Below are 23,196 nucleotides of genomic sequence, written 5' to 3'. Positions count from 1 at the left end.
CCCTGGGGCGACTTGCCAGACCCCGGGGAGGGTGCGTATGGTTATAGATCGTTTGATCCCATTGCCCGGCGCCGAATCCGAAGAGCGCCGTGTGGCGCGTACTCTCCCTAGCCGTGGCTGACCGCATTGAGGCGGTCGATTTGCGATTCACGGAGTTTGGGCGCGTGCCGAGACTCCGGAAGGTTTCGCATTTCGCATGTCCATTTCCAGTTCTGACCACGCCGTCATGCCCGAGAACGACTCGAACGAGCTCGTCACCGACGAGATCATCGAGGCGCTTGAGGCCGACGTGACGACCGACCAGTCCATCGACGACGAGGCCGACAACGCCGCCGCCGACGCTTACGCGGACGACGAGGCCGAAGCCGACGACGCCGACGCCGAGCCCACGATCACCTTCGCGGACCTCGGTCTGCCCGAGGGCGTCGTGCGCAAGCTCGCGCAGAACGGCGTCACCACCCCCTTCCCGATCCAGGCCGCGACCATCCCGGACGCCCTGGCCGGCAAGGACATCCTCGGCCGCGGCCGCACCGGCTCCGGCAAGACCCTCTCCTTCGGTCTGCCGACCCTGGCGCGCCTGGCCGGCGGCTTCACCGAGAAGAAGAAGCCCCGCGCGATCATCCTCACGCCGACCCGTGAGCTCGCGATGCAGGTCGCGGACGCCCTCCAGCCCTACGGCGACGTGCTCGGCCTGAAGATGAAGGTCGTCTGCGGCGGTACCTCCATGGGCAACCAGATCTACGCCCTGGAGCGCGGTGTCGACGTCCTCGTCGCCACCCCCGGCCGTCTGCGCGACATCATCAACCGCGGCGCCTGCTCCCTGGAGAACGTCGAGGTCGCCGTCCTCGACGAGGCCGACCAGATGGCCGACCTGGGCTTCCTGCCCGAGGTCACCGAGCTGCTCGACCAGGTTCCGGTCGGCGGCCAGCGCATGCTCTTCTCCGCCACGATGGAGAACGAGATCGGCACCCTGGTCAAGCGCTACCTGTCCAACCCCGTCACGCACGAGGTCGACAGTGCGCAGGGCAACGTCACGACCATGACGCACCACGTCCTCGTCGTGAAGCCGAAGGACAAGGCGCCGGTCACGGCCGCCATCGCCGCCCGCAAGGGCCGCACCATCATCTTCGTCCGCACCCAGCTGGGCGCCGACCGCATCGCCGAGCAGCTCGTCGAGGCCGGCGTGAAGGCCGACGCGCTGCACGGCGGTATGACGCAGGGCGCCCGTACCCGCGTCCTCGCGGACTTCAAGGACGGCTACGTCAACGCGCTCGTCGCCACCGACGTCGCCGCCCGCGGCATCCACGTCGACGGCATCGACCTGGTCCTGAACGTGGACCCGGCCGGCGACCACAAGGACTACCTGCACCGCTCGGGCCGTACCGCCCGCGCCGGCAAGTCCGGCGTCGTGGTCTCCCTGGCCCTGCCGCACCAGCGCCGCCAGATCTTCCGCCTGATGGAGGACGCGGGCGTCGACGCCTCGCGCCACATCGTCCAGGGCGCCGGCGCCTTCGAGCCGGAGGTCGCCGAGATCACCGGTGCCCGTTCGCTGACCGAGGTCCAGGCCGACTCCGCGAACAACGCCGCCAAGCAGGCCGAGCGCGAGGTCGCCGAGCTCACCAAGCAGCTCGAGCGCCTGTCGCGCCGTGCCGTGGAGCTGCGCGAGGAGGCCGACCGCCTCGTCGCCCGCTCCGCCCGTGAGCGCGGCGAGGACCCGGAGGCCGCTGTCGCCGAGGTGGCCGAGGCCGCCGAGGCCGAGGTCGCGGCCGCTGCCGCCGCCGCTGCCGCCGAGATCGCCGCCCAGGAGCGCCGCGAGGAGAACCGCGCCCAGCGCGACGACCGCGGCAACTTCGAGCGCCGCGACAACCGCGGTGGCGACCGCGGCGGTGACCGTGGCGGCTTCCGCCGCGACGACCGCGGCGACCGCGGCGGTGACCGTGGCGGCTTCCGCCGTGACGACCGCGGTGACCGCGGTGGCGACCGTGGCGGCTTCCGCCGCGACGACCGTCCGTCCTCCGGCGGCTTCCGCCGTGACGACCGCCCGTCGGGCGGCTTCAACCGTGACGACCGCGGTGGCGACCGTGGCGGCTTCCGCCGCGACGACCGCCCGTCCTCCGGTGGCTTCCGCCGCGACGACCGCCCGTCCTCCGGTGGCTTCCGCCGCGACGACCGTCCCTCCTCGGGCGGCTTCCGTCGCGACGACCGCCCGTCCGGTGGCTTCAACCGTGACGACCGCGGTGGCGACCGTGGCGGCTTCCGCCGCGACGAGCGCCCGTCCTCCGGTAGTTACAACCGTGACGACCGCCAGTCCTCCGGCGGCTTCCGCTCCGGTGGCGGCGACCGCCCGTTCAACCGCGACCGTCGTGACGACCGTCCGTCCGGTGGCTTCCGCTCCGGCGGTGCCGGCGACCGTCCGTACGGCCGCCGCGACGACCACCGCCCCTCGGGTTCCGGTTCCACCGGCTCCTTCGGCGGCCGCCGCGACGACAAGCCGCGCTGGAAGCGCAACGGCTGACGGTCGGCCTGATCTGATCGCCTGACAGGGCCCCTACGACTCGCTCGTAGGGGCCCTGTCGCGTGCCGACAGGCCGGGCGGCAGATACCCGATCGGCTGACGGGCGCTCTGCGGCTATGCTCTGGGGTGAGCACGTGGAGGGCCATTAGCTCAATTGGCAGAGCAGTGGACTTTTAATCCATTGGTTGTCGGTTCGAGTCCGACATGGCCTACCGCTCCCAGGCCGAGGTTGACCCCTCTGACCTGCTACTCGGCGCCCCGACTGGTTTCGACCGGTCGGGGCGCTTCGTCGTTCCCGGCCCTGCGTGCGCGGCTCGTCCGCAGCCCGTCCGCAGCCCGTCCGCGGCCCGTCCGCGGCCCGTCCGGGACCGGTCATGGCCGGGCGCGGACGGCCGGAATCCATTGTCCGGAGGTCCGCCACAGGGAAATCTCCTCTCTTGTGAACCGCGCCGAGGTTGGAGAGACCATGCCGTCCCCGCTCATACGTTCCTTCTCGCAGCTTGAAACCCTGGACCCGAACCGTCCCGTCGTCACCCTGTTCAGCGGTGGCCTCGACAGCTCGTACCTCCTGCTGCGGCTGCGCCGCATGGGCGTCCGCGACGTGCACGCCGTCAGCGTCGACATCGGCGAGGACGAGTCGAGCCAGTACAAGCGCCAGGTGGCCGAGGCGCTCGGCGCGACGATCCACATCCTCGACCGGCGCGAGGAGTTCGCGGGCCAGTACGTCGCTCCGGCGATCGCGGCGCAGGCCGTCTACCTCGGCATCCACCCCGTCAGCTCCACGCTCAGCCGCCCGCTGATCGCCCGCAGCGCGGTCGACCTGGCCCGCGCCCTCGGCGCCCAGGCCGTCCTGCACACCGCCAACCGCTCGCAGAACACGCTGCGCCGGCTCAACGGCGCGCTGAACCTGCTCGGCTGGGAAGGCGCCTTCGGCAGCCCGTACGACCTCGACCCGGTCACCCGGGACGAGAAGCTCGTCGAACTGCGCTCCGCGGGGATCGACCTGCTCGCCGGACGGATCGTCAGCGGCGACTCCAACCTGTGGTGCCGCGAGTTCGAGTCCGGGATCCTCGACGACCCGGAGCGCCACGCGGTCCCGGAGGAGATGTACACCTGGAGCCGCACCACCGCGCGGCCCGGTGACTCCGAGACGCTGACGGTCACCTTCGAGCACGGCCTGCCGGTCGCCGTCGACGGGCTCCCGATGCCGCTCACCGAGCTGATCGACCAGCTCAACCAGCGGGTCGGCGCCTACGGCCTCGGCCGCTACTCCGGCCTGGAGCACCTCGACCACGGCGAGAAGGTGCTGGAGATCCGCGAGATGCCCGCCGCCCACTTGCTGCTGAGCAGCTACCGGCACGTCGAGAGCGCGTGCCTGGACGCCGAACTCATCCGGGAGAAGCGGCACCTGGAGCAGGTCTGGGTGCGCGAGGCGCTGGAGGGCCGCTGGTTCGGCGATCTGCGGCTCACCGTCCAGGCGTTCATCGACACCTGCGCCGCCCGCACCACCGGGTCCGTGACCTGGCTGCTGCGTACCGGCGGGGCGGACACCAGGGCCATCACCGCCGCCAAGCCGCTGTACCTGAGGGACCGCGAGGCCTGGGAGGAGCGGGCGATCGAGGTCGAGTCCGCGCCGTTCGCCCGCGCCGACACCCTGCTCACCGCCGTCTGAGTCCACGTCGGCCGGGCTTCCTTCTTCTCTTCACCGCCATTCCACGCATTACGGAGCTCACCCATGACCACTGCCGCTTCCACCACGCACCCCGTCGCGCTCGACGCCGCCGCCGCGCTCGCCGGCCCCGGCGGGCACCTGATGCCCTCCGCGGCCCTGTCCGACCTGGTCGACGCCGAGGCCGGCGACTGGGCCCGGTTCGCCGCCCACTGGGACGAGCTGACGCTCGACACGCACATGGCCGACGGCGGCACCTACCGCTTCCGCCGCTACGGCCAGTTCGAGCTGGACTCGGCCTCCGGTGAGCTCAGCCTGCTCCCGCACGAGCCCTACCGCCAGGAGACGGACGTCAATCCGCTCAACGGCGGTGTGGAGCGCGTGTTCGACCCGCTGACCGGCCAGTTCGTCGGCGACCCGCTGCTGCGTTCGGTCCTCGTCGAGCTGGGCCGGATCTTCACGGCGGTCGACGGTACGAAGACCTGGAACATCAAGCTCCACCCGTACCGGATCGTCGCGTCCGCCGACCAGCAGGGCCAGCCCGCGCCCGAGGGCCGCCACCGCGACGGCGTCACCTTCATCACCTCGCTGATGATCGGCCGTACCAACGTCACCGGCGGCGAGAGCGGTGTCTACACGGACGCAGGCGAGCACCTGCTCACCACCACCCTGTCCGAGCCCGGCGACCTCCTGCTCGGCGACGACCGCCGGACCCTGCACTCGGTGACCGCGCTCCAGCCGGTCGACCCCGACGCCGTGGCCCACCGCGACGTCCTGGTGATCGCCTACACCGCTCGCTGAGCCCGTTCTCCCCCCACACCCGAACCACCCCTAGGAGTCGTCCCGATGACCGCCACCGCTGCGGCCCGCCGTGCCTGGCTGACCGATCTGCCCGTCCTGCTGGTCGCAGTGGTGTGGGGATCGAGCTACCTGGCCGCCAAGGGGGTCACCACCACCCAGACCGTGCTGGCCGTGCTGGTGCTGCGGTTCGGGGTGGCGGTGCCGGTGCTCGTCGTCGCCGGGTGGCGCAGGCTCCGCGCCCTCAGCGGGGCGCAGCTGCGCGGCGCGGGGATCCTGGGGCTGATCCTGGCCGGGATCTTCCTGCTGGAGACGTACGGGGTGGTGCACACCTCGGCGACCAACGCGGGACTCATCATCAGCCTCACGATGATCTTCACGCCGATCGCGGAGAGCCGGATCCGGGGGACCGCGCTGCCGCGTTCCTTCATGGCGGCGGCCGGTCTGTCGGTGGTGGGCGTACTGCTGCTGACCCAGGGGGCGGGATTCAGTACGCCCTCGCTCGGTGACCTGCTGATGCTGGGCGCGGCGCTCGCCCGTACGGTCCACGTCCTGGCCATGTCCCGGATGAAGTCGGTGCAGGGCGCGGACTCGATGTCGATGACCACGATCCAGTTGGGCAGCGCGGTCATGGTGTTCGCCCTGCTGTCGCTCTCGCCCGGCACGGGCGGCACCCCGTGGGCGGCCGCCGCCGCGTTCGACGTCTCCGACTGGCTGTGGCTGCTCTACCTGTCCGCGTTCTGCACGCTCTTCGCCTTCTTCACGCAGATGTGGGCGGTGCGCCGGACCTCGCCGTCGCGGGTCAGCCTGCTGCTGGGCACCGAGCCCGTGTGGGCCGCCGTGTTCGGCATCGCGCTGGCCGGGGACCGGCCCGGGCTGCTCGGGCTGGTGGGCGCGCTGCTGGTGCTGGCCGGCACCGCCTGGGGCCGCAGGGCCGCCGACGGGCAGCCCGCGTCCGGCGCCGACGGGGCGTCAGTCGTCGAGCCAGCCCAGGCGGACCGCGCACACGCCGGCCTGGAACCGGCTGGCCGCTCCTAGCCGTTCGGTCAGATCGGAGACGAGGCGGCGGACCGTGCGCTCGGACACCCCGAGCTTGCGGGCCATCGCCTCGTCCGTCAGTCCGCCCTCCAGCATCCGCAGCAGCTCGCGGTGCCGGCCGCTGGGCTGCCAGTCGCCCTCGGTGCCGGGGGCGGCCGTGCTCGTCGTGCTGCCCGCGTCGCCCAGTACGCTCGCGGCCGCCCAGCAGTGTTCGAAGATCCCGCGCAATACGCCGACCAGCGTTTCGCTGCGCAGCACCACGGCGGCGATGTCCCCGTCCACGGGCTCCGGTGCGGGCACGATGGCCAGCGAGCGGTCCACCACGATCAGCCGCAGCGGCAGCGTGTGCGCGGTACGCACCTGGGCCCCGGCGGAGTTCAGCCTCCGCAGGTACGAGCTCATGTGCGGCACGGCGGCCGCCGAACCCAGATGGATCGTGCGGATCTGCACTCCGCGGCCGAGCGCCAGCCGGTCCCGCTCCAGGCCGGCCTCGATCATCTCGGCGGGCAGTGCCCGCCCCGGGTGCAGGGAGAGCACCTCGCGCTCGACGCGCTGCGAGGCGTCTTCCAGGGCTGCCGAGACGTTGGCGGCCCCGCTGACGACCTCCATCTGTACGGAGGACAGCTCCCGGGCGTGCACGGGCTGGAAATCGGCCACGACCTGGGCCAGCGCGGCCCGGGTCTGCTGCACGGCGGAGAGCAGGGCTCCCGTGTGCTGCTCCTCCTCCAGCAGGAGGTTGCGCAGTGCGGTGTCCGGGGCCAGTGCCGTCCAGCCGTTGCGGGTCTCGGGCGAGGGCACGAACAGCCCGAGCCGGTTCAGCAGGCGCAGGGCCTCGGCGAACTCGGTGTCGGCCCAGCCGCGTTCCGCGGTGACGGTCTCCGGCTGCCAGGACGCGTCGTCCAACGCGATCCGGTACAGCTCCTGGGCCCTGGCCCGTGCTTCCACCCCGCCCCCTCGGCTGTGCCAACCACCCCCCGTGGTTCACACCCGCGATCCTAGGAACGGGTCCGGGACACGGCCACCGGGGTCCGGCATGCGGACATCCGCTCAGGTGGGGGCGGTCCCCTGGCCCCGGACGTGTCCGCCCCCGGCCATGGCCGGTCCCGGAACTTCGCATCCGTAGCCGCTGGTGAGGCCGTCGCAGCATGCTGATCCCACACCGATCGAACGCCTTACCGGGGGGTCTCCATGTCTCGTTTCCACGCTCGCGTCCGCGCCGCTCTGCTCGCCGTGATCGCCACCACGTTCGTCCTGGGCGGCTCCGCTACGGCTTCCGCGGCGGAGCAGCCGCCGGCCGCCGCGACCGACTCCTTCATCTGGGGCTGACCGTGACCAGGCGACCGGAAGTGGCGGTCGTCGCCCCGCTGACCGGTCCGCGGGCCGCCTGGGGAGCGGTGCTCCTCGGCCGGGTCGAGCGGGCGAAGGCGGAGCATCCCGCCGCCGCCGACTGGCACGTGCACGACGAGGCGGCGGGGGTCGCGGCCACCGTCGTCGCGGGTGACTACGCGGCGGTGGTCGGACACAGCGATCCGGCCGGGGGCCGGCTCGCGGCCGAGGCCTACGAGGCGGCGGGACTGACCTGCCTGCTGCCCTTCCTGCGCGCCGGGACCGCCGCGCTCAGCTGGGCACCCGACGACGAGTCCCTGGCACGGGTGATCGCGGAGGGAGCGGCCGCACTGGGGGCGGCCGCTCTCGCCACCGTTCACGACGAGGGCCCGCGCTGGGCGGAACTGGCCCGGAGGGTCGCCAAGGAGGCCGCCGCCCGCGGCCTGGCGGAGGTCCCGGCCGGGGGCCCGGGGGAGGCCCTCGCGGTGCTCGCCCCGCAGGAACGCTGCCTGCGCCTCACCCGTGCGGCGGCGCCCCGGGGGCCGGTTCTGATTCCGGTCGACTGCGGGCTCGGCTCCTTCACCGCGCTCGCCGCGCACACGGCCGGCCTCGAAGTCTGGGCCGTCCACGCGCAGGCCTGTGCGGTACGACAGGCCGACAGCGCGGTCACCGCCCTCGCGCGGACCCTGGCCGAGTCCCCGGGCCTGCGCGGCCGGGAGCTGACCGAGGCCGTACGGGCGAACTCGGGCGTGCTGCTGGCCGCCGGGGGCGGACCGCTGGGCGACGGCTGGCGGATCTCCCGGCCGCGCGAGGTGTGCCCGGGGCCCGTACGGCGCTGAAGCGCCGCTGCGCCCGGACGCCCTCCCGGCGTCCTCCCCCGCCTGGCGCAGTCGCCGCCGAACTTCCTGCGGCACCTGTCGGCGCCCCGTCCGGTCCTCCGGTGGGGCGCCGTGTCGTTTCCGGGGCCCGGGAGCGAGCCGATGGTCCGTCATCAGCCCGCCGGCTGAAGGTGCGGATCCGGCCATGGTGCCCGTCCAATGGGCGGAGGTGGCCTTTCAGCCTCAGTCCTCCCAGGGAGTGCCATGAGTGAGACGTCCCAGCGGTCGGGCACCTCGCGTGCCCGGCGGATCGCCGCGAGCGTCGCATCGACGGTCCTGATCACGCTCACCTGCCTGCTCGTCCCGGTCTCGCTCCTCACTGTCTGGGTGCACGACATCGTGCTGGACACCGACAGGTACGTGTCCACGGTCGCCCCGCTCGCCTCGGACCCGGCGATCGAGCAGGCCGCCGCACACCGCATCACCGAGGCGGCCGACGTGCGGGTCGACGGCTCGAAGGTCACGGCGGACCTGGCGAAGTGGCTGGAGGCCCAGGGACTGCCGCCGCGCGTCGGTACGGCCGTCAAGGCGCTCGGCCCGCAGCTGGACTCGGCCGCCGACGCGGCCGTGTCCAAGGTCGCGACCCGCTTCGTGGAGAGCGACCGGTTCGAGAAGCTCTGGACGACGGCCAACCGGGCGGCCCACAACGCCGTGGTGCACGCGCTCACCGGCCAGGGCCGCGGCGCGGTCGACGTCGAGGGCGGCACCGTCACCCTCGACGTCGGCGAGGCCGTGGAGAAGGTCAAGGAGGAGCTGGTGGATGCCGGCCTCTCCCCGGCCGAGAAGATCCCCGACGTCGACAAGCAGATGGTGCTCTTCCAGTCCGACAAGCTGGAGAAGATCCGCAGCACGGTCCACCTCCTGGACGTCCTCGGCAACTGGCTGCCCGTCATCACCGTGCTCCTCGGGGCGATCGGGGTACTGCTCGCCCGACGCCGCCGCCGGGCGCTGGTGACCACGGCCCTGTGCGCGGCCGCCGCCTGCCTCGTCGTCGCGATCGCCCTGGTCGTCGCCCGCCGCTACTACCTCGACCACCTCCCGGAACAGGTCCAGTCCCCGGCCGCGGCCGCGTCGGTCTTCGACACCCTGGTGCGGTTCCTGAGGGTGAGCCTGCGCACCGCGATGGTCCTGGGGGTCGTCGTGGCCCTCGGCGCCTACCTGTCCGGTGCGGGCCGGCTGCCGCGCGGCGTGCGGGGCAAGGCCGACTCCGCCGCCGACTCCGCCGCCGGCTGGGGTGCTGCACACGGGGTGCACACGGGGAGCGTCGGCAGGTGGGTGGAGGCCAATCGGCGCGCCCTCACCGTGGGCGTACTGCTGGTGCTCGCGCTCGTGTTCGCGCTGTGGAACCACCCGACGGTGCTCACGGTCCTGCTGCTGGTGCTCATCCTGCTCGCCGTGCTGGCCGTACTCGCGCTGCTGGCGGCCGGCGGCCGGAGCGATGCCCGGACCGGCAGCCCCGAAGGGCGGTAGGGGCGTACCGTCACGACGTCGGGCGCGGCGGGCCGTCGGGAGTGCGGAGCCAGCGGGCGGGCAGGGGCTCGTGCGCCACCACGTACCCGACGGAGATCGCCAGCGTGATGACGACGAACATCGTGATCAGCCAGGACAGCAGGACGAAGACCGAGCCGAGGCTGCCGAACTCCTGCAGGCTGCGCTCCACGGCGCCGGGCATGTACACGCGTGACGCCAGGGTCAGCAGCTGTTGCCCCACCCCGGCCAGTACCGCTCCGGGCAGCAGTGGCAGCCACGGGACACGGGCGCCGAGCAGCAGGTGCTGGGTCCACCACCACAGCAGGATGGAGCTGGTCGCGGCGAGGAGGAAGCCGCCGACCCAGCCCGTGCCGAAGGCGTCCTGCACCGGCCCCTGGAAGAGCAGGGCGGCCAGCCAGACGCTGAGCCAGGCCACCCACCGCCAGGCCGCGAGCCGGGCCTTGGCCTTGGGCTGGTGCCAGGCGCGCTCGCAGGTCCGCTGGAGGGCGCGGCTGCATGCCGTGGCCGAGGCCAGGGTCACGAGGCACCCGACCGCGCCGCTGCTCGCCACGGCAGCGCCGCCGTCGGCGGAGTACACCGACCGCACCTGCTCCAGCGAGGCGTCCTGGAGCCCCATCGTGGTGCGGATGGACGAGACGAGCTGTTCCTGGACCCAATCGGGGGCGATCGCGCCGATGACGAACAGGGCGGGGATCGCGCCGAGGAAGGCCTGGGCGGCCAGCCTGGTCGCAGAGTCCACCACGTTGACGTACGCGAGCTGCTCGAGGAGCCGGCCGAGCAGCGGGGTGTGCTTGCGCATCCAGTCGGGCACCGCGAGCTTTCGCGTCCCGGATTTCAGTAGAGGCACGTGGGGACTCCTCATGAGGCTCGGCTCGGCTCGGCACGGCTCGGCTCGGGCCGGCTCCCGGCGACTGTGACCACCTTGCACGAGGAGAACGACAGAAAGGGGTATATCCGACATTTCGCGACGATCTGGCACCGTCACCTTCTGTCCCCGGTGAGGAGTCTCCACGAGCTCACGCGCTGACCTGGGGACATCCGCCCGGGCGGCGAACCGGGCCACTCGGGTGGATCATCGAGGGAGCGGAAAGGAAGTGGTCCATGACGCAGCCGCGTGCTCGGTCCGACCAGCCCGACAGCGGTCCCCAGCCGCAGGCGGCGGACGTGCTGCGGAAGATCCTCCGCAGCCCCGGCTATCTCAAGGCCCTCGCTTTCTGCGCCCTCGTCGGCATCCCGGTGTCCCTCGCCTCCTTCTGGCTCCTCGTCACGCTCCGCGAGCTGCAGCACACGCTCTGGGAAGACCTCCCGCAGGCAGCGGGCTGGGACACCGCGCCCTGGTGGTGGCCGCTTCCCCTGCTGCTCGTCGCCGGCGTGGGCGTCGGCCTCGTCGTCACCCACCTGCCGGGCGGCGGCGGGCACATCCCCGCGGCCGGCATGCAGATGGGGGGAAGTTCCTCCGCCGCGCTGCCCGGGGTGCTGCTCGCCGCGTTGCTCGCCCTGCCGTTCGGCGCCGTCCTCGGCCCCGAGGCCCCGCTGATCGCCCTGGGCGGCGGCCTCGCCCTGGTGTTCCGCGACCTCGCGCAGATGCCGGCGACGCCGCAGAGCACCGCGCTGCTGGGCGCCGCCGGAGCCGCGGCGGCCGTCTCCGCGATCTTCGGGAATCCGCTGGTCGCCGCGGTGCTGCTGATCGAGGTGGCGGGCGTGGGCGGGCCGCAGCTGTTCGCGGTCATGCTGCCGGCCCTGCTCTCCAGCGGGATCGGGTCCCTTGTGTTCACGGGCCTCGGCCGCTGGACGGGGCTCTCGGCCGGTGACCTCACGCTGAACCTGACCGGCCCGATCCCGCGGCTGGACGCGGCGGACGTGCTCTGGGCGCTGGTCATCGCCGTGGCCCTCGCCCTCTTCCTGCACCCCGTACAGGCCGGGGCCCGGCTGCTCGCCTCGTACGTCGCCGGGCGACCCCTCGTACGGACCGTCCAGGGCGCGCTGGGCGCCGCGGTCTGCGCCGCCCTCTACGCGCTGGCCACCGGCCGCTCGCCCGCCGAGGTCGCCTCCTCCGGCCAGGCCACCATCGGGGAACTGGCCTCCGACCCGCATTCCTGGAGCGTGGGCGCGCTGATCGCCGTCCTGCTCTTCAAGGGCATCGGCTACGGGCTCTGCCTCGGCAGCCTGCGCGGCGGCCCCATCTTTCCCGCGCTGTTCCTCGGCGCGGCGGCGGGCGTCCTGCTCGCGCCGCTGCCGGGGTTCGGCGTCGTGCCCGGTATGGCGGCGGGCATGGCCGCGGCCGCGGCGGCCACCCTGCGGCTGCCGGTGAGCAGCGTGGTCCTGGTGGTGCTGCTCCTCGGCAGCGCCGCCATGATGCCGGTGGCGATCCTGGCGGCCGTGGTCGCCTTCGTCGTCACCGGGTTGCTGCCTGCCAGGCCCATCAAGCCCGAGGCGGCCGCGGAGCCCGCAGCCGCCGGACCCCCCGCGCCCGCGCCGTAGTCCCCTTGGCCTCGCGGTCGGCTTTAGGGCTCTGAGCTGCTGTGATGTGGGTTTTCCGGTCGGCGGGGCGGTTAATTGGCGGAGTACTCCTCCCGGATGGCGTAGAGTTGTGTTTACCGACGCGGGGTGGAGCAGCTCGGTAGCTCGCTGGGCTCATAACCCAGAGGTCGCAGGTTCAAATCCTGTCCCCGCTACTCAGTACGAAGGCCCGGTTCCCGGATGGGAATCGGGCCTTCGTCGTGTTCCCGTCGTGTGCGCGCCCGTTCCCCTTTCACCCGTACGGCCTCCGCCGGGTCGCCGAACGGGCTCCCGTACCGCCAGCCTTGAGGGGGCGAGGGACCCGGCGGCAGGAGAGCGGCGTGGTGGGGCTGGGCCGGCAGGGCGACGACGGCGACCGCGCGGGCGGAGCGGGGAACGGGCTGGTGGCGCGGCTCCTGCGGGCGCTGCCGGTCGCGCTGATCGGGCTCGGCCTCGTCTTCGACCTGACGACCCCGCCCAGTTTCACCGGATCCCCCTTCTTCTCGGCGGCCCCCCTGGTCGCCGCCCCCCTCCTCACCCTCCGGGGCACGGCCCTGATCGGCGCGCTCGCCTCGCTCACCGTGTTCCTGCTGCACATCCACCACGGCACCACCTGGAAGGTGGCGGCGCTCACCGAGCTCGCCACCGTCATCACGGTCTCCGGGCTGGCGATCCTGATCAACCGGGTGGTGCGGCGCAGCGGTGAACGGCTCGCCTCCGCGCGCGAGATCGCCGAAGCCGCGCAGCGGGCGGTGCTGCCGACGCCCGCGGAGCGGATCGCGGGGCTGTCCGTCTCCGCGCGCTACGAGGCCGCCCGCGCCGACGCCTTCATCGGCGGGGACCTGTACGCGGTCCAGGACACCCCGTACGGAGTGCGGCTGGCGGTGGGTGACGTACGGGGCAAGGGGCTGGGGGCGGTGGAGGCCGTCGCGGTGGTCCTCGGCGCGTTCCGGGAGGCGGCGGAGACCGAGCCGACGCTGGAGGCGGTCGCGCTGCGGCTGGAGCGGGCGCTGGCCCGGGAGGGCGCCCGGCGCGACAGTCTGGACGCGGTCGAGGGGTTCACCACGTGCGTGCTCGGCGAGATCCCGGCCGGGGCGGAGCTGCTGCGGCTGCTCAACCGGGGCCATCCCGAGCCGCTGCTGCTGCACGCGAACGGGGAACCGGCGGTACTCGCCCCGGCGGAGCCCGCCCTGCCGCTCGGCATGGGGGAGCTGGGCGGCCTGCCGGGCAGGGCGCGGGAGTGGGCCTTCCCGGAGGGGGCCACCCTGCTGCTGTACACGGACGGCCTGACCGAGGCGCGGAACGTGGCAGGCGATTTCTACGATCCGGCGGCCCGGCTGCGCGGGCGGATCTTCCCCGGCCCGGAGGAACTGCTCGGCGCGCTCAGCAGCGATGTGCGCCGGCACACGGGCGGCGGGGCGACGGACGACATGGCGCTGCTCGCGGTGGGCCGGCCGGGGCGGGGGCAGCCGAAGCGGCGGAGGACCGTACCGGTGGTGCGCCGCCAGGGCAGGGTGTGACGCTGCGTAGGGGGAGGGGCGCTCTCAGCGAGTGAATTGACGGACCGTCAGGTTCCGGATGTGGCGGAAGAGGTGGGGTGCTGGGCCGAATATTGTCCGGCTTGGGCCCTGTCTGTACTGAAAAGCCTTGGCCAAAGACGGTCGGTGGGTGGCCGATTGGTAGGAACGATCAATCGCAACAGCTTGGAATCACTCCCCTGCGTCTATTACCTTTCGATAACGCAGCGCGGTCGTCCCAGCCGTCGCAAGAGACGGCGCCGTGCGCGTGCGTGTCAATGAGGAGTGTGCCCCGGTGGCCTCCAACTTGCCTGCCCCTGAAGGCATCGAGAACCAGGAGCCGCCCACCGCGGGTGCCTGGGGCGAGTGGAATCCCACCGAGGATTCGGTCCGTCCCGTACGGGGCAAGCACCGCGTCGCCCGGCAGCGCGGGGGACTCGCGCGCAGCTCCACCGTGCTGGGCGTCGGCGTCATCGCGGCCGTCGGGGCGAGCGGCATCGCCACCGCGCAGGACCGGCCCCAGGTCGCGATATCCCTGCCCGCGCTGCCGGACCTGCCCTCCCTGCCCGAGGTGATGGACGGCGACTTCTCCGGTGGCGGGGGCGCCGCGGACGACACGCGCCGGGCGGCCGCCGAGGGCGCGAAGACCGGGATCATCCCGCAGCAGGCCGACCGCCGCGCGGACGCCGGCGAGGTGCTGCGCAACCGCATCCTCCAGCAGGCCGAGTCCCAGCAGGACGCCGCCGAGGCCAAGGCGCAGGCGCAGGCCGAGCAGGCCGCGCGGGACGCCGCCGCGCAGGAGGCCAAGGCCAAGCTGGATGCGGCGCAGAAGGCCGTCGAGGACGCGAAGGCGGCCGCCGAGGCCAAGGCCGCGGCCGAGGCCAAGGCCGCCGAGGAGGCCGCCGCGGCCAAGGCCGAGCAGGAACGCCTCGCCAAGCTGGCCGGGAGCTACTCGCTGCCCACCTCCGCCTACACCCTCACCTCGCACTACGGGGTGGCCGGCTCCATGTGGTCCTCCGGCTACCACACCGGCCTCGACTTCGCCGCCCCCACGGGCACCCCGGTCAAGGCCGTGGCCGCCGGCAAGATCACCTCGGCCGGGTGGTCCGGGGCCTACGGCTACCGGATCGTGCTGGAGCTGGAGGACGGCACGGAGGTCTGGTACTGCCACCTCTCCTCGATGTCGGTGACCTCCGGCTCGGTCGGCGCCGGAGACACCATCGGCCGCGTCGGCGCGACCGGCAACGTCACCGGCCCCCATCTGCACCTGGAAGTGCGCAAGGGCGGCTCGACGGTGGACCCGCTGGCGTGGCTGGAGTCCAAGGGCCTGAACGTCTGAGGTCCGGCGCCTCGCTCCGGGGACCGGGCACGCCGGCCGCGGGGGTCGCCCGGGGGCCGAACGATGGCGGAAGCAGCTCCTCCAGGACCGCCGCCCGGGCCAGCGCGGGACCGGCCGTCGCCCGCCGCAGCCACAGCCGGTCCAGCAACTCCCGCTCCCGCCCGGCGAAGTCCGGCTCCCGCGCCGGGCCGCCGCGGCGCGCCCGGTTCCGCAGCAGGGCCAGTTCCGTCGCGTCGTCCTCGTACCGGGCGACCGCGCGGCCGGCCGCCCGGCCCCCGCTGCGCCGGGCCAGCGTCCGGGCCAGTGACCGGGCCGGCATCGAGGTCAGCGCCGGGACCTCCGCCGGCGAGAACCAGCCCGCCGCCGCGTACGCCGCGAGCTCGCGGGCGACGGCGCGCAGCCGGCGCCGCCTTATCCACACCGCCAGCCACACCAGCAGCGCGAACACCGGGACCATCACGCAGCCGTAGACCACGTAGAACCCGTACTCCCCGAACCGCGAGGAACTGTTCCACAGCGCGTGCGCGCACATGGCCGCCGCCAGGCCGAGCAGGGGCAGGGCGAACCGGTGGGAACGGCGGACGCTGAGCGCGGCCGCGCCGAAGCCGAGCCCGGTGAGGACCGTGAACAGCGGGTGCGCGAACGGCGACAGCACGATCCGCACGAAGAAGGTCGCCGCGGTCACCGAGTCCAGCACGCCGGTGCCTTCGGCCAGGTCCTCGCCGAAGGCATTGCCGAGATAGAGGATGTTCTCGGTGAAGGCGAAGCCGGTGGCGGTGAAGCCGGCCACCACGAAACCGTCGGCCGGGCCGGTGAACCGCGGTCTTCGGAACACGAAGACGAGGAGCAGGGCCGCCGCCTTGGCGCTCTCCTCCACCACCGGGGCGATCGCCACCGAGCCGAGCGTGTCGGCGTCGGCGGGATCGGCGGTGGCCGCGGCTATCCACTCGGTGGCGAAGCTGTTGGCCAGTATCGCGATCAGCGCCGCGGTGCAGGCCCCCCAGCCGAAGCAGAACAGCAACTGCGCCCAGGGCGCGGGCGCGGCCCGGCCGAGCCACCGGAACGCCGCCATGAGCGGCGCGACCGGCAGCAGGGCCAGACCGAGGCCGACGAAGAAGCCGGGGGTGCCGGTCTGCTCCCGCACGAGTTCGAGGATCGCGATCCCGGTGGTGGCGAGCAGGGCGACGAGCACGCCCGTGCGGACCGTGCCCGACGGGCGTGCGAGCACATGGGGGAGCGCTCGTAACGACACATGATGACCCTACAGAGTGGGTCTGACACGAGGAGTGACGTTGTCAGTTCTTGGCGTTCTCGGTGCGACGGAAGAGCAAGTCGTGCACGACATGGCCCTTGTCGAGGCCCTGCCCCTCGAACCGGGTGAGCGGCCGGAAGTCCGGGCGCGGCGCGTACCCGCCGTCGGCCTGCGTGTTCTCGAAGTCCGGGTGCGCGGTGAGGACTTCGAGCATCTGCTCGGCGTACGGCTCCCAGTCGGTCGCGCAGTGCAGCACGGCCCCGGGGGCCATGCGGGTGGCGGCCAGCGTGAGGAACTCGGGCTGGATCAGCCGGCGCTTGTGGTGGCGGGCCTTGGGCCAGGGGTCCGGGAAGTACACGCGGATCCCGGCCAGGGAGTCCGGCGGCAGCATCTCGCGCAGCAGGATGATCGCGTCGCCGTTGGCCACGCGCACGTTCGTCATCCCGCCCCGCTCGGCGAGGGCGAGCAGGTTGCCCTGCCCCGGCGTGTGCACGTCGGCGGCGAGGATGCCGGTGCCGGGGTCGGCGGCGGCCATCTGCGCGGTGGCCTCGCCCATGCCGAAGCCGATCTCCAGGACCACGGGCAGGCCGTCGAAGAGCTTCTCGAGGTCGATGACCTCGTGGCCGTCGATGTCCAGCCCCCAGGTGCCCCACAGCCGCTTCAGGGCCTCGCCCTGACCGGTGGTGACCCGGCTGCGCCGGGGCTGGAAGCTCCGGATCCGCCGCTCGTGGTGCGAGCCGGCCGGGTCCGGCGAGGGCCCGTCGGGGAACCGGGGCTCGGTCCGCCACTTGGGCGGCACGTACGAGGACGCCTCCGGCGCGGGGGCGTCCGGGAGGCTGGGCGGCGGGGGGTTCAGGGACTCAGACACAATGCCGAGATTCTACGACGGGGGGCATGACCCGGCCGCTCGGCCGGGCACGGCACCGCATCCGGGGGTGCTGCCCCCGGCCCCCCGCGCCTCAAACGCCGGCGGGGCTGGATTTTCGCGAACCGGCCGCGCCTGGCGGACGGCATCAGCCAAATCCAGCCCCTCCGGCGTTTGAGGAGCGGGGTCTGGGGCGGAGCCCCAGGTCTTTGGCGGCGGCCCGCGCCCCGCAGGGGTCAGGCCGCGCGGAGCATCCGGAGGGCGCGGGCGGCGATCTCCCGCCCGATCGGGAGCGACGCGGTGGCCGCCGGCGACGGCGCGTTCAGCACGTGCACCGTCCGCGGCGCCTCGCGGATCAGGAAGTCGTCCACGAGCGTGCCGTCCCGCAGGACGGCCTGCGCGCGGACGCCGGCCGACGCGGGGTGGAGGTCCTCGGGGGACACGGCCGGCAGCAGCCGCCGCACCGCCCGGGTGAAGGCCGGCTTCGACAGCGAGCGGTGGATCTCGCCCGCCCCGTACCGCCAGTGCCGCGCGGCCATCCGCCAGGAGCCCGGCCACGCCAGTTCGGTGGCCACGTCCCGCGGCCGGACCACGGACCAGCCGTACCCCTCGCGGGCCAGCGCGGGCACCGCGTTCGGGCCGACGTGGACGCCGCCGCCGATGCCCCGGGTCAGGTGCACCCCGAGGAAGGGGAACGCCGGATCGGGCACCGGGTAGACCAGCCCGCGCACCAGATCCGGCCGGGCCAGGTCGTAGTACTCACCCCGGAACGGCACGATCCGCATTCCCGGGTCGTCCCCGGCCAGCCGGGCGATCCGGTCGCACTGCAGGCCCGCGCAGTTCACCAGGATCCGCGCGCGCACGACCAGCCCGGAGGTGGTGCGGACGGCCACGCCGGAGGGCCGCCGCGAGATCAGGTCCACCGCGCCGCCGTAGACGATCTCCGCGCCGGAGGACTCCGCCAGCTGCTCGCTCACCCGGCCGTAGTCCACGATCCCGGTGCTGCCGACGTGGATCGCGGCCAGGCCGCGCACCTCCGGCTCGTACTCCGAGATCTGCGCCGGGCCGAGCTCGCGCACCGGAATGCCGTTCTCCCGGCCGCGCTGGACCAGGGCGTGCAGGCGCGGCAGCTCGTCCCGCTCGGTGGCGACGATCAGCTTGCCGGTCACCTCGTGCGGAATGCCGTGCTCCGCACAGAACTTGACCATCTCGGCCGCACCGCTCACCGCGAAGCGCGCCTTGAGGGACCCCGGCCGGTAGTAGATCCCGCTGTGGATCACCCCGCTGTTGCGGCCCGTCTGGTGCCGCGCCGGACCGGCCTCCTTCTCCAGGACGACCACCCGCGTCCCCGGAGCCAGCCGCGACAGGGCATGCGCCGTCGACAGGCCGACGATCCCGCCGCCGATCACCAGCACATCGCAGTCCACGCCACCGCCCACGCCCACGCCGACACCTCCCACCCCTGCATACTGCACCCCGCCACCGACAACGGGGCCACGAGGGCCCCCGGTGCCCACCCCTATGCCGGCGTCACCAGCAGCGGCCGGGCCCGCTCGCGCAGCTCCGCGACGCGGGGCTCGTCCCCGTACGGTTCCAGGCGGTGCAGCAGGTCACGTACGTATTCGGTCGTCCGCGCCGAGGAGATCCGGCCCGCCACCTCCACCGCCCGGGTGCCCGCCGCGCACGCCGCGTCGAGGTTCCCCGACTCCAGCTCGGCGACCGCGCTCACCACCAGCCGCAGCCCGTGCGAGCGCACGAACTCCTCGGTGGGCCGGGACAGGGCCTGCTCCGTGAAGCGCCGTACCTGGCGGGGGAGCCGCAGGTCCCGGTAGCACTCCGCCGCGTCCGCCGCGAAGCGGTCGTACGAGTAGAAGCCGAGCCAGGTCGGATCCGCGTCGCCGTCCCGCGCCCGCTCGAGCCAGCCCTCCGAAGCCCGCAGCGCGGCCCCGGCGGCCGACGAATCGCCCGCCTTCGCGTGCGCGCGCGCCTCGACGAGGCGGAAGAAGCTCATGGTGCGGGCGGTGGCCAGGCCCCGGTTGCGTTCGACGGCGGCCTGCGCGAGGTCCACGCCCTCCTCCGGGAAGTCCCGGTAGGTCGCCTGGAGGGACATCGAGGCCAGGACGTACCCGCCGAGCGGCACGTCGGCGGCCGCGCGGGCCAGGCGCAGCGCCTGGATGTAGTACCGCTGCGCGGCCTCCTGCTGGCCGGTGTCGAAGGCCATCCACCCGGCCAGCCGGGTCAGTTCGGCGGTCGCGCCGAACAGCGCGCGGCCCACCTCGTCGCTGTACGAGCCGAGCAGCAGCGGTGCCGCGTCCACCCGCAGGCATTCGGGGACCATCGAGGAACGCCAGTCCCCGCCGCCGTACTTGGAGTCCCAGCGGCGCGCGTCCTCGGCGGCCTCGCGCAGCTTGGTCACGTCGCTGTGGCCCACGCGCTGGGCGTGGTCGCGCGGAGTTTCGGGCCCGGGCTGGGCGGGCACAACGGTGGACGGCGGTTCCGGTGCGGGGCCGCGCGGGCTCGGCGGTTCCTGTGCCGTCGACCCGTCAGCCGCTGGAGCCGTCACAGGAGCGGTCGGCGCGGGGGCAGGCCCCGGCGCAGGCCGAGGTCCAGTCGCCGTCGCCACCGCAGCAGCCCCGGTCAGCGCATCCGGCGCCGCCGGACCGGGCTCCCGTCCCACCGAACCGTCCGCAGGAGATATCAGCCAGCGCGAGGCGGGCGTCGCGTACGCCGCCACCGAGAAGGACCCCGCGAGGGACTGCCAGATCCCGCCGCCGCCCCGCCGCCCGGCGAAGTCGAGCCGGTAGAGGTCGGTGGCCGAGCGCACCGCCGCGCCGACGTCGCGCGGGAAGGCCAGGCCGACCTCCGGCGCGGGGTCCGCGTCGGCCAGGCCGATCTCGTGGAGCGGCACGGGCCGGCCCAGCTTCGCGCCGATGGCGGCCGCGATCAGGTGCGGGGCGGCGCCCTGCGGCACCATCCCCTTCGACACCCACCGCGCCACCGAGGTCTTGTCGTACCGGAGGGTCAGGCCGCGCTGCGCGCCGAGGTCGTTGACCCGCCGGGCCAGCCCGGCGTTGCTGATGCCCGCGAGGGCGAGGACGGCGCCGAGCTTCTCATTGGGCTCGCGGAGCTCCCTGGACATGCGCCACCCCTCGTCACACGCGGAACGCACACAACGCATACGCCGCCGGGGCATAGGCGCCCGGCATTTCGTAAACCCAGCGTAGTTCCCCGCCTCCCAAGCGTTAAGGCCTCTACTTCCGTATGGCGGGATTGTTGTCCGTTTGCACAGTCCGGTCCGGGCCCGGGTCCGGGGCGCACTCGCCGGTGCGTGCTCCGCCCGTGTGGCCGTGCGCCCGCCCGTGCGCTCTGGCCGGTCCGGGGACCCGGCGATTCGATGTGCGGTGCGTGGGTCGGCCCGCTGCGTGAACCGGGCGGGCCGGGGGATGCCGCTGCCTCAATCCCCGCGGGTGGCGGTCCGGTCCGGGGGGTGGGTTCCGCCTCCCGCGACCGCGCCCGTGCTCCGCCGAGCCCGGGCGCGGGGGCCTGCGGCGGTACTCGGTACGCCCGAAGAATGGCCGAAACCGACCTATGGGACGGTGGGAACGGAACGTCAAATACCGCGTGGCCGGGGCGTGTTCGTTTGCATGTGCGCCCCCTTTAACCACTCTCGCACGCCTGTCCCGTGGCAGCATGGACCCGAGCCACCCGGGGTCCCGCGGCCGCGCCCTCAGCGCCGACCGTGCTGCCCGTGCCCCGGTCATGTGCCCACAGGCTGGGGAGGCGGCGGTGCGCTGGTTGGTGGGTTGGAGCAGTATCGCCGCGAGCTTCGGCACGGCCGGCCGGGTCTCGGGCGCGAACGGCCATGGCGGTCACGGCGGCTACGGGCCCAACGGCCGGACCGCCCACGCCCCCGCCGGCGCCCCCCTGCACGGCGGCATCGCCGACGCCTCCCACCCCGGCGACCCCGGCGAGGACGCCGACCGCACCGTCCAGCCCGTCGGCGCCCAGCTCCTGTGGGGCGACCCCGACCCGCTCTGGGCCGTCGGCGACTGGCGCCCCGACGAGATCCGCACCCTCACCGCCGAGCCGGCCGACCCCTTCACCCGGCTCGCCGTCCTCGGCTGCTGCGGCGCCACCGACGCCGAACTGCGCCGCGCCCTCTACGCCGCCCGCGGCGGGGCGCTGCGCCACCTCACCCAGTGGTCGGGCAGCTACACCGCCGTCGTGCAGGCCGGCCGCCGGATCACCGTCGTCGGCGACCTCGCGGGCGCGCGGCCCGTCTTCTACACCCCCTGGGCCAGCGGCACCGCGTACGCCACCGCCGCACTCCCGCTCGCCGACCTCATCGAGGCACAGCTCGACATAGGCCACCTCGCCGCCCTGCTGGCCTGCCCCGACAGCCCCGAGGCACTGGGCGACGGCACACCGTACGCCGGCGTCCGCCGCATCCCGCCCGGCCACGCGCTCATCCTGCGCGAGGGCTCCCGCGAGATCACCGGCTACGAGCCGGTCGCCTCCCTCGCCGTGGCCGCGCCCGAGGCCGACGCCGGGCGCGCGGTGGAGGGCGTACGGGAAGCGTTGACGGCCGCGGTGCGCGCCCGGCTCACGGCGCCCCGGCATGCTCCCGACACCCTGCCGCCGTACGATCCCGGCCCCGTGCCCGGCATGGGCCCCGCCGACCGGCGCGCCGCCCGCGGCGCCCCGGCCCCGGGCGTGGGCGCCGACCTGTCGGGCGGCAGCGCCTCCGCGACCCTCGCCCTGCTGGCGGCCGGCCTGCCGGGCGCGCCGGGCACCCTGGCCGGCTCCGCCGGGGCGCGGCTGCTGGCCGTCACCTTCAACGACCTGGCCACCCCGCAGGGCCGCGAGGCCGAACTGGAACGGGCCCGCGCCATCGCCGCCGACCCGCGCCTGCACCACGTCGTGGTGGCCGCCGCCGAGGAGGCCCTCCCGTACGCCGACCTCGACGGCCCCCTGACCGACGAACCGGCCCCCTCCCTGGTCTTCGCCGCCCGCGAGCGCCGCCGCCTGGCCGCGGGCAGCGCCGACCACTTCACGGGCCACGGCGCCCGCCAGGTACTCGACGCCCACCCGGCGCGCATGGCCGACCTCCTGATGGACCGCCGGCGCCGCCACCTGCTGCGCCCGGTCGCGGCCCTGGCCCGTTCGGCCTCCGCCTCGGGAGCCTCGGGCGAATCCCTCCTCGTGCCGCTCACCGTGTACTCGGCAGCCCGCAGACTTTCTCGTACGACGTACCGCGCGGGCATGGAAGCCGCCGCGGCCCGGCTCCGCGAGGGCGGGGTCACCGAGAGATCCACCGGTCCGGTGGACGCTTCCCTCGCCGCCCTGACCTGGTCCCGCCCGGGACCCGCGGCGGGCTGGCTCACCGGGGAGGCGCTGGCGGAAGTATCGATCCGCCTCACGGCCGCCGCCGGCCGCCCCCCGCTCTCCCTGCGCCCCGGCGAGGCCCGGGCCCGCTCGGTCCTGGCCCGCCACGCCGCCGACCACCGGGTCTTCGAGCAGGCCGTGGAAGTCCGCAGCCAGCGCCTGCACGCCCCCTTCCTCGACAACCAGGTCGTCCGGGCCGCCCGCGCCCTCCCCGAATCCCTGCGCGTCCAGCCCGGCGCCCGGGCGGAGATCCTGCGCAGCGTCCTGTCCTCGGCGGGCGTCCGCGAACTCCCCCCGGGCTGGGGCGCCACCGCCCACACCCCGAACGAAACGGCGACCCGCCTGGGCCTGCGCGCCGCCCTCACCTCCCTCCTGGACCTGTTCTCCTCCCCGCTCCTCGCCGACGCCGGCCTGATCGAGGCCCGGGTCGTCCGCCAGGCCCTCCTCGACGCGGCGGACGGCCGCCCGGTCCCGCTGGACGGCCTCGCGGAACTCGTCTCGATGGAGCTCTGGCTGGGCCGCCTGCTCGCCCGCCGCGGCACGTGCTGGACGGGCACCTCGACGGCCCGCCGCCGGGCGGTCCCGGAGGGCGTCCCGGTCCACCGCCCGGCGCTGTCCTGACCG

At 74.0% G+C, this 23,196-nt stretch carries 17 protein-coding genes and 2 tRNA genes; 13 read left to right on the top strand and 6 right to left on the bottom strand.

All coding sequences use genetic code 11. From position 1 onward, the window contains the following. The first annotated feature begins 196 nt into the window (after nt 1–196). From AB0O21_RS19165 to AB0O21_RS19145, 5 genes are all read left to right on the top strand, one after another. Nucleotides 197–2,515, top strand: a complete 2,319-nt coding sequence (locus AB0O21_RS19165) for a DEAD/DEAH box helicase (RefSeq protein WP_365172319.1) — start codon at nt 197–199, stop codon at nt 2,513–2,515. Between the two features lie 139 nt (nt 2,516–2,654). Continuing rightward, nucleotides 2,655–2,727 (top strand) — tRNA-Lys (locus AB0O21_RS19160). A 254-nt stretch (nt 2,728–2,981) separates the two neighbouring features. Beyond that, entirely contained in the window at nt 2,982–4,187 is a 1,206-nt protein-coding gene (locus tag AB0O21_RS19155) for an argininosuccinate synthase-related protein (RefSeq protein WP_365172318.1), read from the top strand. A gap of 63 nt (nt 4,188–4,250) precedes the next feature. Further along, nucleotides 4,251–4,985 carry a 2OG-Fe dioxygenase family protein gene (locus tag AB0O21_RS19150; protein ID WP_365172317.1) on the top strand — a complete coding sequence of 245 codons (735 nt, stop codon included), beginning with the start codon at nt 4,251–4,253 and terminating at the stop codon, nt 4,983–4,985. Nucleotides 4,986–5,030: 45 nt separating this feature from the next. Next, nucleotides 5,031–6,020: a DMT family transporter gene (locus AB0O21_RS19145; RefSeq protein ID WP_365172316.1), complete on the top strand. Its 990-nt coding sequence runs from the start codon at nt 5,031–5,033 to the stop codon at nt 6,018–6,020. Here the strand turns inward: AB0O21_RS19145 and AB0O21_RS19140 are convergent. Further along, complete coding sequence (locus AB0O21_RS19140) at nt 5,955–6,965, bottom strand: helix-turn-helix transcriptional regulator (RefSeq protein WP_365172315.1); 1,011 nt, start codon at nt 6,963–6,965, stop codon at nt 5,955–5,957. The genes AB0O21_RS19145 and AB0O21_RS19140 overlap by 66 nt on opposite strands. A 243-nt stretch (nt 6,966–7,208) precedes the next feature. On the opposite strand from AB0O21_RS19140, the gene AB0O21_RS19135 reads away from it, so the two are divergent. From AB0O21_RS19135 to AB0O21_RS19125, 3 genes are all read left to right on the top strand, one after another. Next, nucleotides 7,209–7,346 (top strand): hypothetical protein, encoded by a 138-nt coding sequence (locus AB0O21_RS19135; protein WP_365172314.1) that lies wholly within the window; start codon nt 7,209–7,211, stop codon nt 7,344–7,346. 2 nt (nt 7,347–7,348) lie between these two features. Continuing rightward, nucleotides 7,349–8,185, top strand: coding sequence for a hypothetical protein (locus tag AB0O21_RS19130; RefSeq protein ID WP_365172313.1), 837 nt, complete (start codon nt 7,349–7,351; stop codon nt 8,183–8,185). Between the two features lie 243 nt (nt 8,186–8,428). Next, the gene (locus tag AB0O21_RS19125; protein WP_365172312.1) at nt 8,429–9,694 is read left to right on the top strand and encodes a hypothetical protein; all 1,266 of its coding nucleotides are present in this window, start codon (nt 8,429–8,431) and stop codon (nt 9,692–9,694) included. Between the two features lie 10 nt (nt 9,695–9,704). On the opposite strand, the gene AB0O21_RS19120 is transcribed toward AB0O21_RS19125, so the two are convergent. Next, nucleotides 9,705–10,562 carry a YhjD/YihY/BrkB family envelope integrity protein gene (locus AB0O21_RS19120; RefSeq protein WP_365172311.1) on the bottom strand — a complete coding sequence of 286 codons (858 nt, stop codon included), beginning with the start codon at nt 10,560–10,562 and terminating at the stop codon, nt 9,705–9,707. A gap of 254 nt (nt 10,563–10,816) precedes the next feature. On the opposite strand from AB0O21_RS19120, the gene AB0O21_RS19115 reads away from it, so the two are divergent. The 4 genes from AB0O21_RS19115 (at nt 10,817) to AB0O21_RS19100 (ending at nt 15,070) form a co-directional block, all read left to right on the top strand. After that, entirely contained in the window at nt 10,817–12,196 is a 1,380-nt protein-coding gene (locus AB0O21_RS19115; protein ID WP_365172310.1) for a chloride channel protein, read from the top strand. A gap of 120 nt (nt 12,197–12,316) precedes the next feature. Next, nucleotides 12,317–12,390, top strand: a tRNA-Met gene (locus tag AB0O21_RS19110). A gap of 225 nt (nt 12,391–12,615) precedes the next feature. After that, entirely contained in the window at nt 12,616–13,734 is a 1,119-nt protein-coding gene (locus AB0O21_RS19105; RefSeq protein ID WP_365172432.1) for a PP2C family protein-serine/threonine phosphatase, read from the top strand. Between the two features lie 304 nt (nt 13,735–14,038). After that, entirely contained in the window at nt 14,039–15,070 is a 1,032-nt protein-coding gene (locus AB0O21_RS19100; RefSeq protein ID WP_365172431.1) for a M23 family metallopeptidase, read from the top strand. Here the strand turns inward: AB0O21_RS19100 and AB0O21_RS19095 are convergent. The 4 genes from AB0O21_RS19095 to AB0O21_RS19080 all read right to left on the bottom strand — a co-directional run bounded on the left by AB0O21_RS19095 (nt 14,979) and on the right by AB0O21_RS19080 (nt 20,326). Further along, the gene (locus tag AB0O21_RS19095) at nt 14,979–16,322 is read right to left on the bottom strand and encodes a PrsW family glutamic-type intramembrane protease (RefSeq protein WP_365172309.1); all 1,344 of its coding nucleotides are present in this window, start codon (nt 16,320–16,322) and stop codon (nt 14,979–14,981) included. The two genes, AB0O21_RS19100 and AB0O21_RS19095, sit on opposite strands and share 92 nt — an antisense overlap. Before the next feature lie 43 nt (nt 16,323–16,365). After that, nucleotides 16,366–17,121 carry a tRNA (guanosine(46)-N7)-methyltransferase TrmB gene (trmB, locus tag AB0O21_RS19090; protein WP_365172430.1) on the bottom strand — a complete coding sequence of 252 codons (756 nt, stop codon included), beginning with the start codon at nt 17,119–17,121 and terminating at the stop codon, nt 16,366–16,368. A gap of 302 nt (nt 17,122–17,423) precedes the next feature. Further along, nucleotides 17,424–18,662: an L-2-hydroxyglutarate oxidase gene (lhgO, locus tag AB0O21_RS19085; RefSeq protein ID WP_365172308.1), complete on the bottom strand. Its 1,239-nt coding sequence runs from the start codon at nt 18,660–18,662 to the stop codon at nt 17,424–17,426. A 44-nt stretch (nt 18,663–18,706) separates the two neighbouring features. Beyond that, nucleotides 18,707–20,326: a sporulation protein gene (locus AB0O21_RS19080; protein ID WP_365172307.1), complete on the bottom strand. Its 1,620-nt coding sequence runs from the start codon at nt 20,324–20,326 to the stop codon at nt 18,707–18,709. A 647-nt stretch (nt 20,327–20,973) separates the two neighbouring features. Here AB0O21_RS19080 and AB0O21_RS19075 point away from each other — a divergent pair. Then, on the top strand, nt 20,974–23,193 hold the full coding sequence (locus tag AB0O21_RS19075) for an asparagine synthase-related protein (RefSeq protein ID WP_365172306.1): 2,220 nt from the start codon (nt 20,974–20,976) through the stop codon (nt 23,191–23,193). The last annotated feature ends 3 nt before the right edge of the window (nt 23,194–23,196 follow it).

The sequence above is a fragment of the Streptomyces sp. NPDC091371 genome (genome assembly GCF_040684275.1).
Classification (GTDB): domain Bacteria; phylum Actinomycetota; class Actinomycetes; order Streptomycetales; family Streptomycetaceae; genus Streptomyces.
This window is presented reverse-complemented; position numbering and strand designations above follow the sequence as displayed.

What these genes read in the sequence shown, in the direction of transcription:
- AB0O21_RS19165 (WP_365172319.1), top strand. Translation starts at nt 197, where the DNA reads ATGTCCATTTCCAGTTCTGACCACGCCGTCATGCCCGAGAACGACTCG.
- AB0O21_RS19155 (WP_365172318.1), top strand. Translation starts at nt 2,982, where the DNA reads ATGCCGTCCCCGCTCATACGTTCCTTCTCGCAGCTTGAAACCCTGGAC.
- AB0O21_RS19150 (WP_365172317.1), top strand. Translation starts at nt 4,251, where the DNA reads ATGACCACTGCCGCTTCCACCACGCACCCCGTCGCGCTCGACGCCGCC.
- AB0O21_RS19145 (WP_365172316.1), top strand. Translation starts at nt 5,031, where the DNA reads ATGACCGCCACCGCTGCGGCCCGCCGTGCCTGGCTGACCGATCTGCCC.
- AB0O21_RS19135 (WP_365172314.1), top strand. Translation starts at nt 7,209, where the DNA reads ATGTCTCGTTTCCACGCTCGCGTCCGCGCCGCTCTGCTCGCCGTGATC.
- AB0O21_RS19125 (WP_365172312.1), top strand. Translation starts at nt 8,429, where the DNA reads ATGAGTGAGACGTCCCAGCGGTCGGGCACCTCGCGTGCCCGGCGGATC.
- AB0O21_RS19115 (WP_365172310.1), top strand. Translation starts at nt 10,817, where the DNA reads ATGACGCAGCCGCGTGCTCGGTCCGACCAGCCCGACAGCGGTCCCCAG.
- AB0O21_RS19080 (WP_365172307.1), bottom strand. Translation starts at nt 20,326, where the DNA reads ATGTCCAGGGAGCTCCGCGAGCCCAATGAGAAGCTCGGCGCCGTCCTC.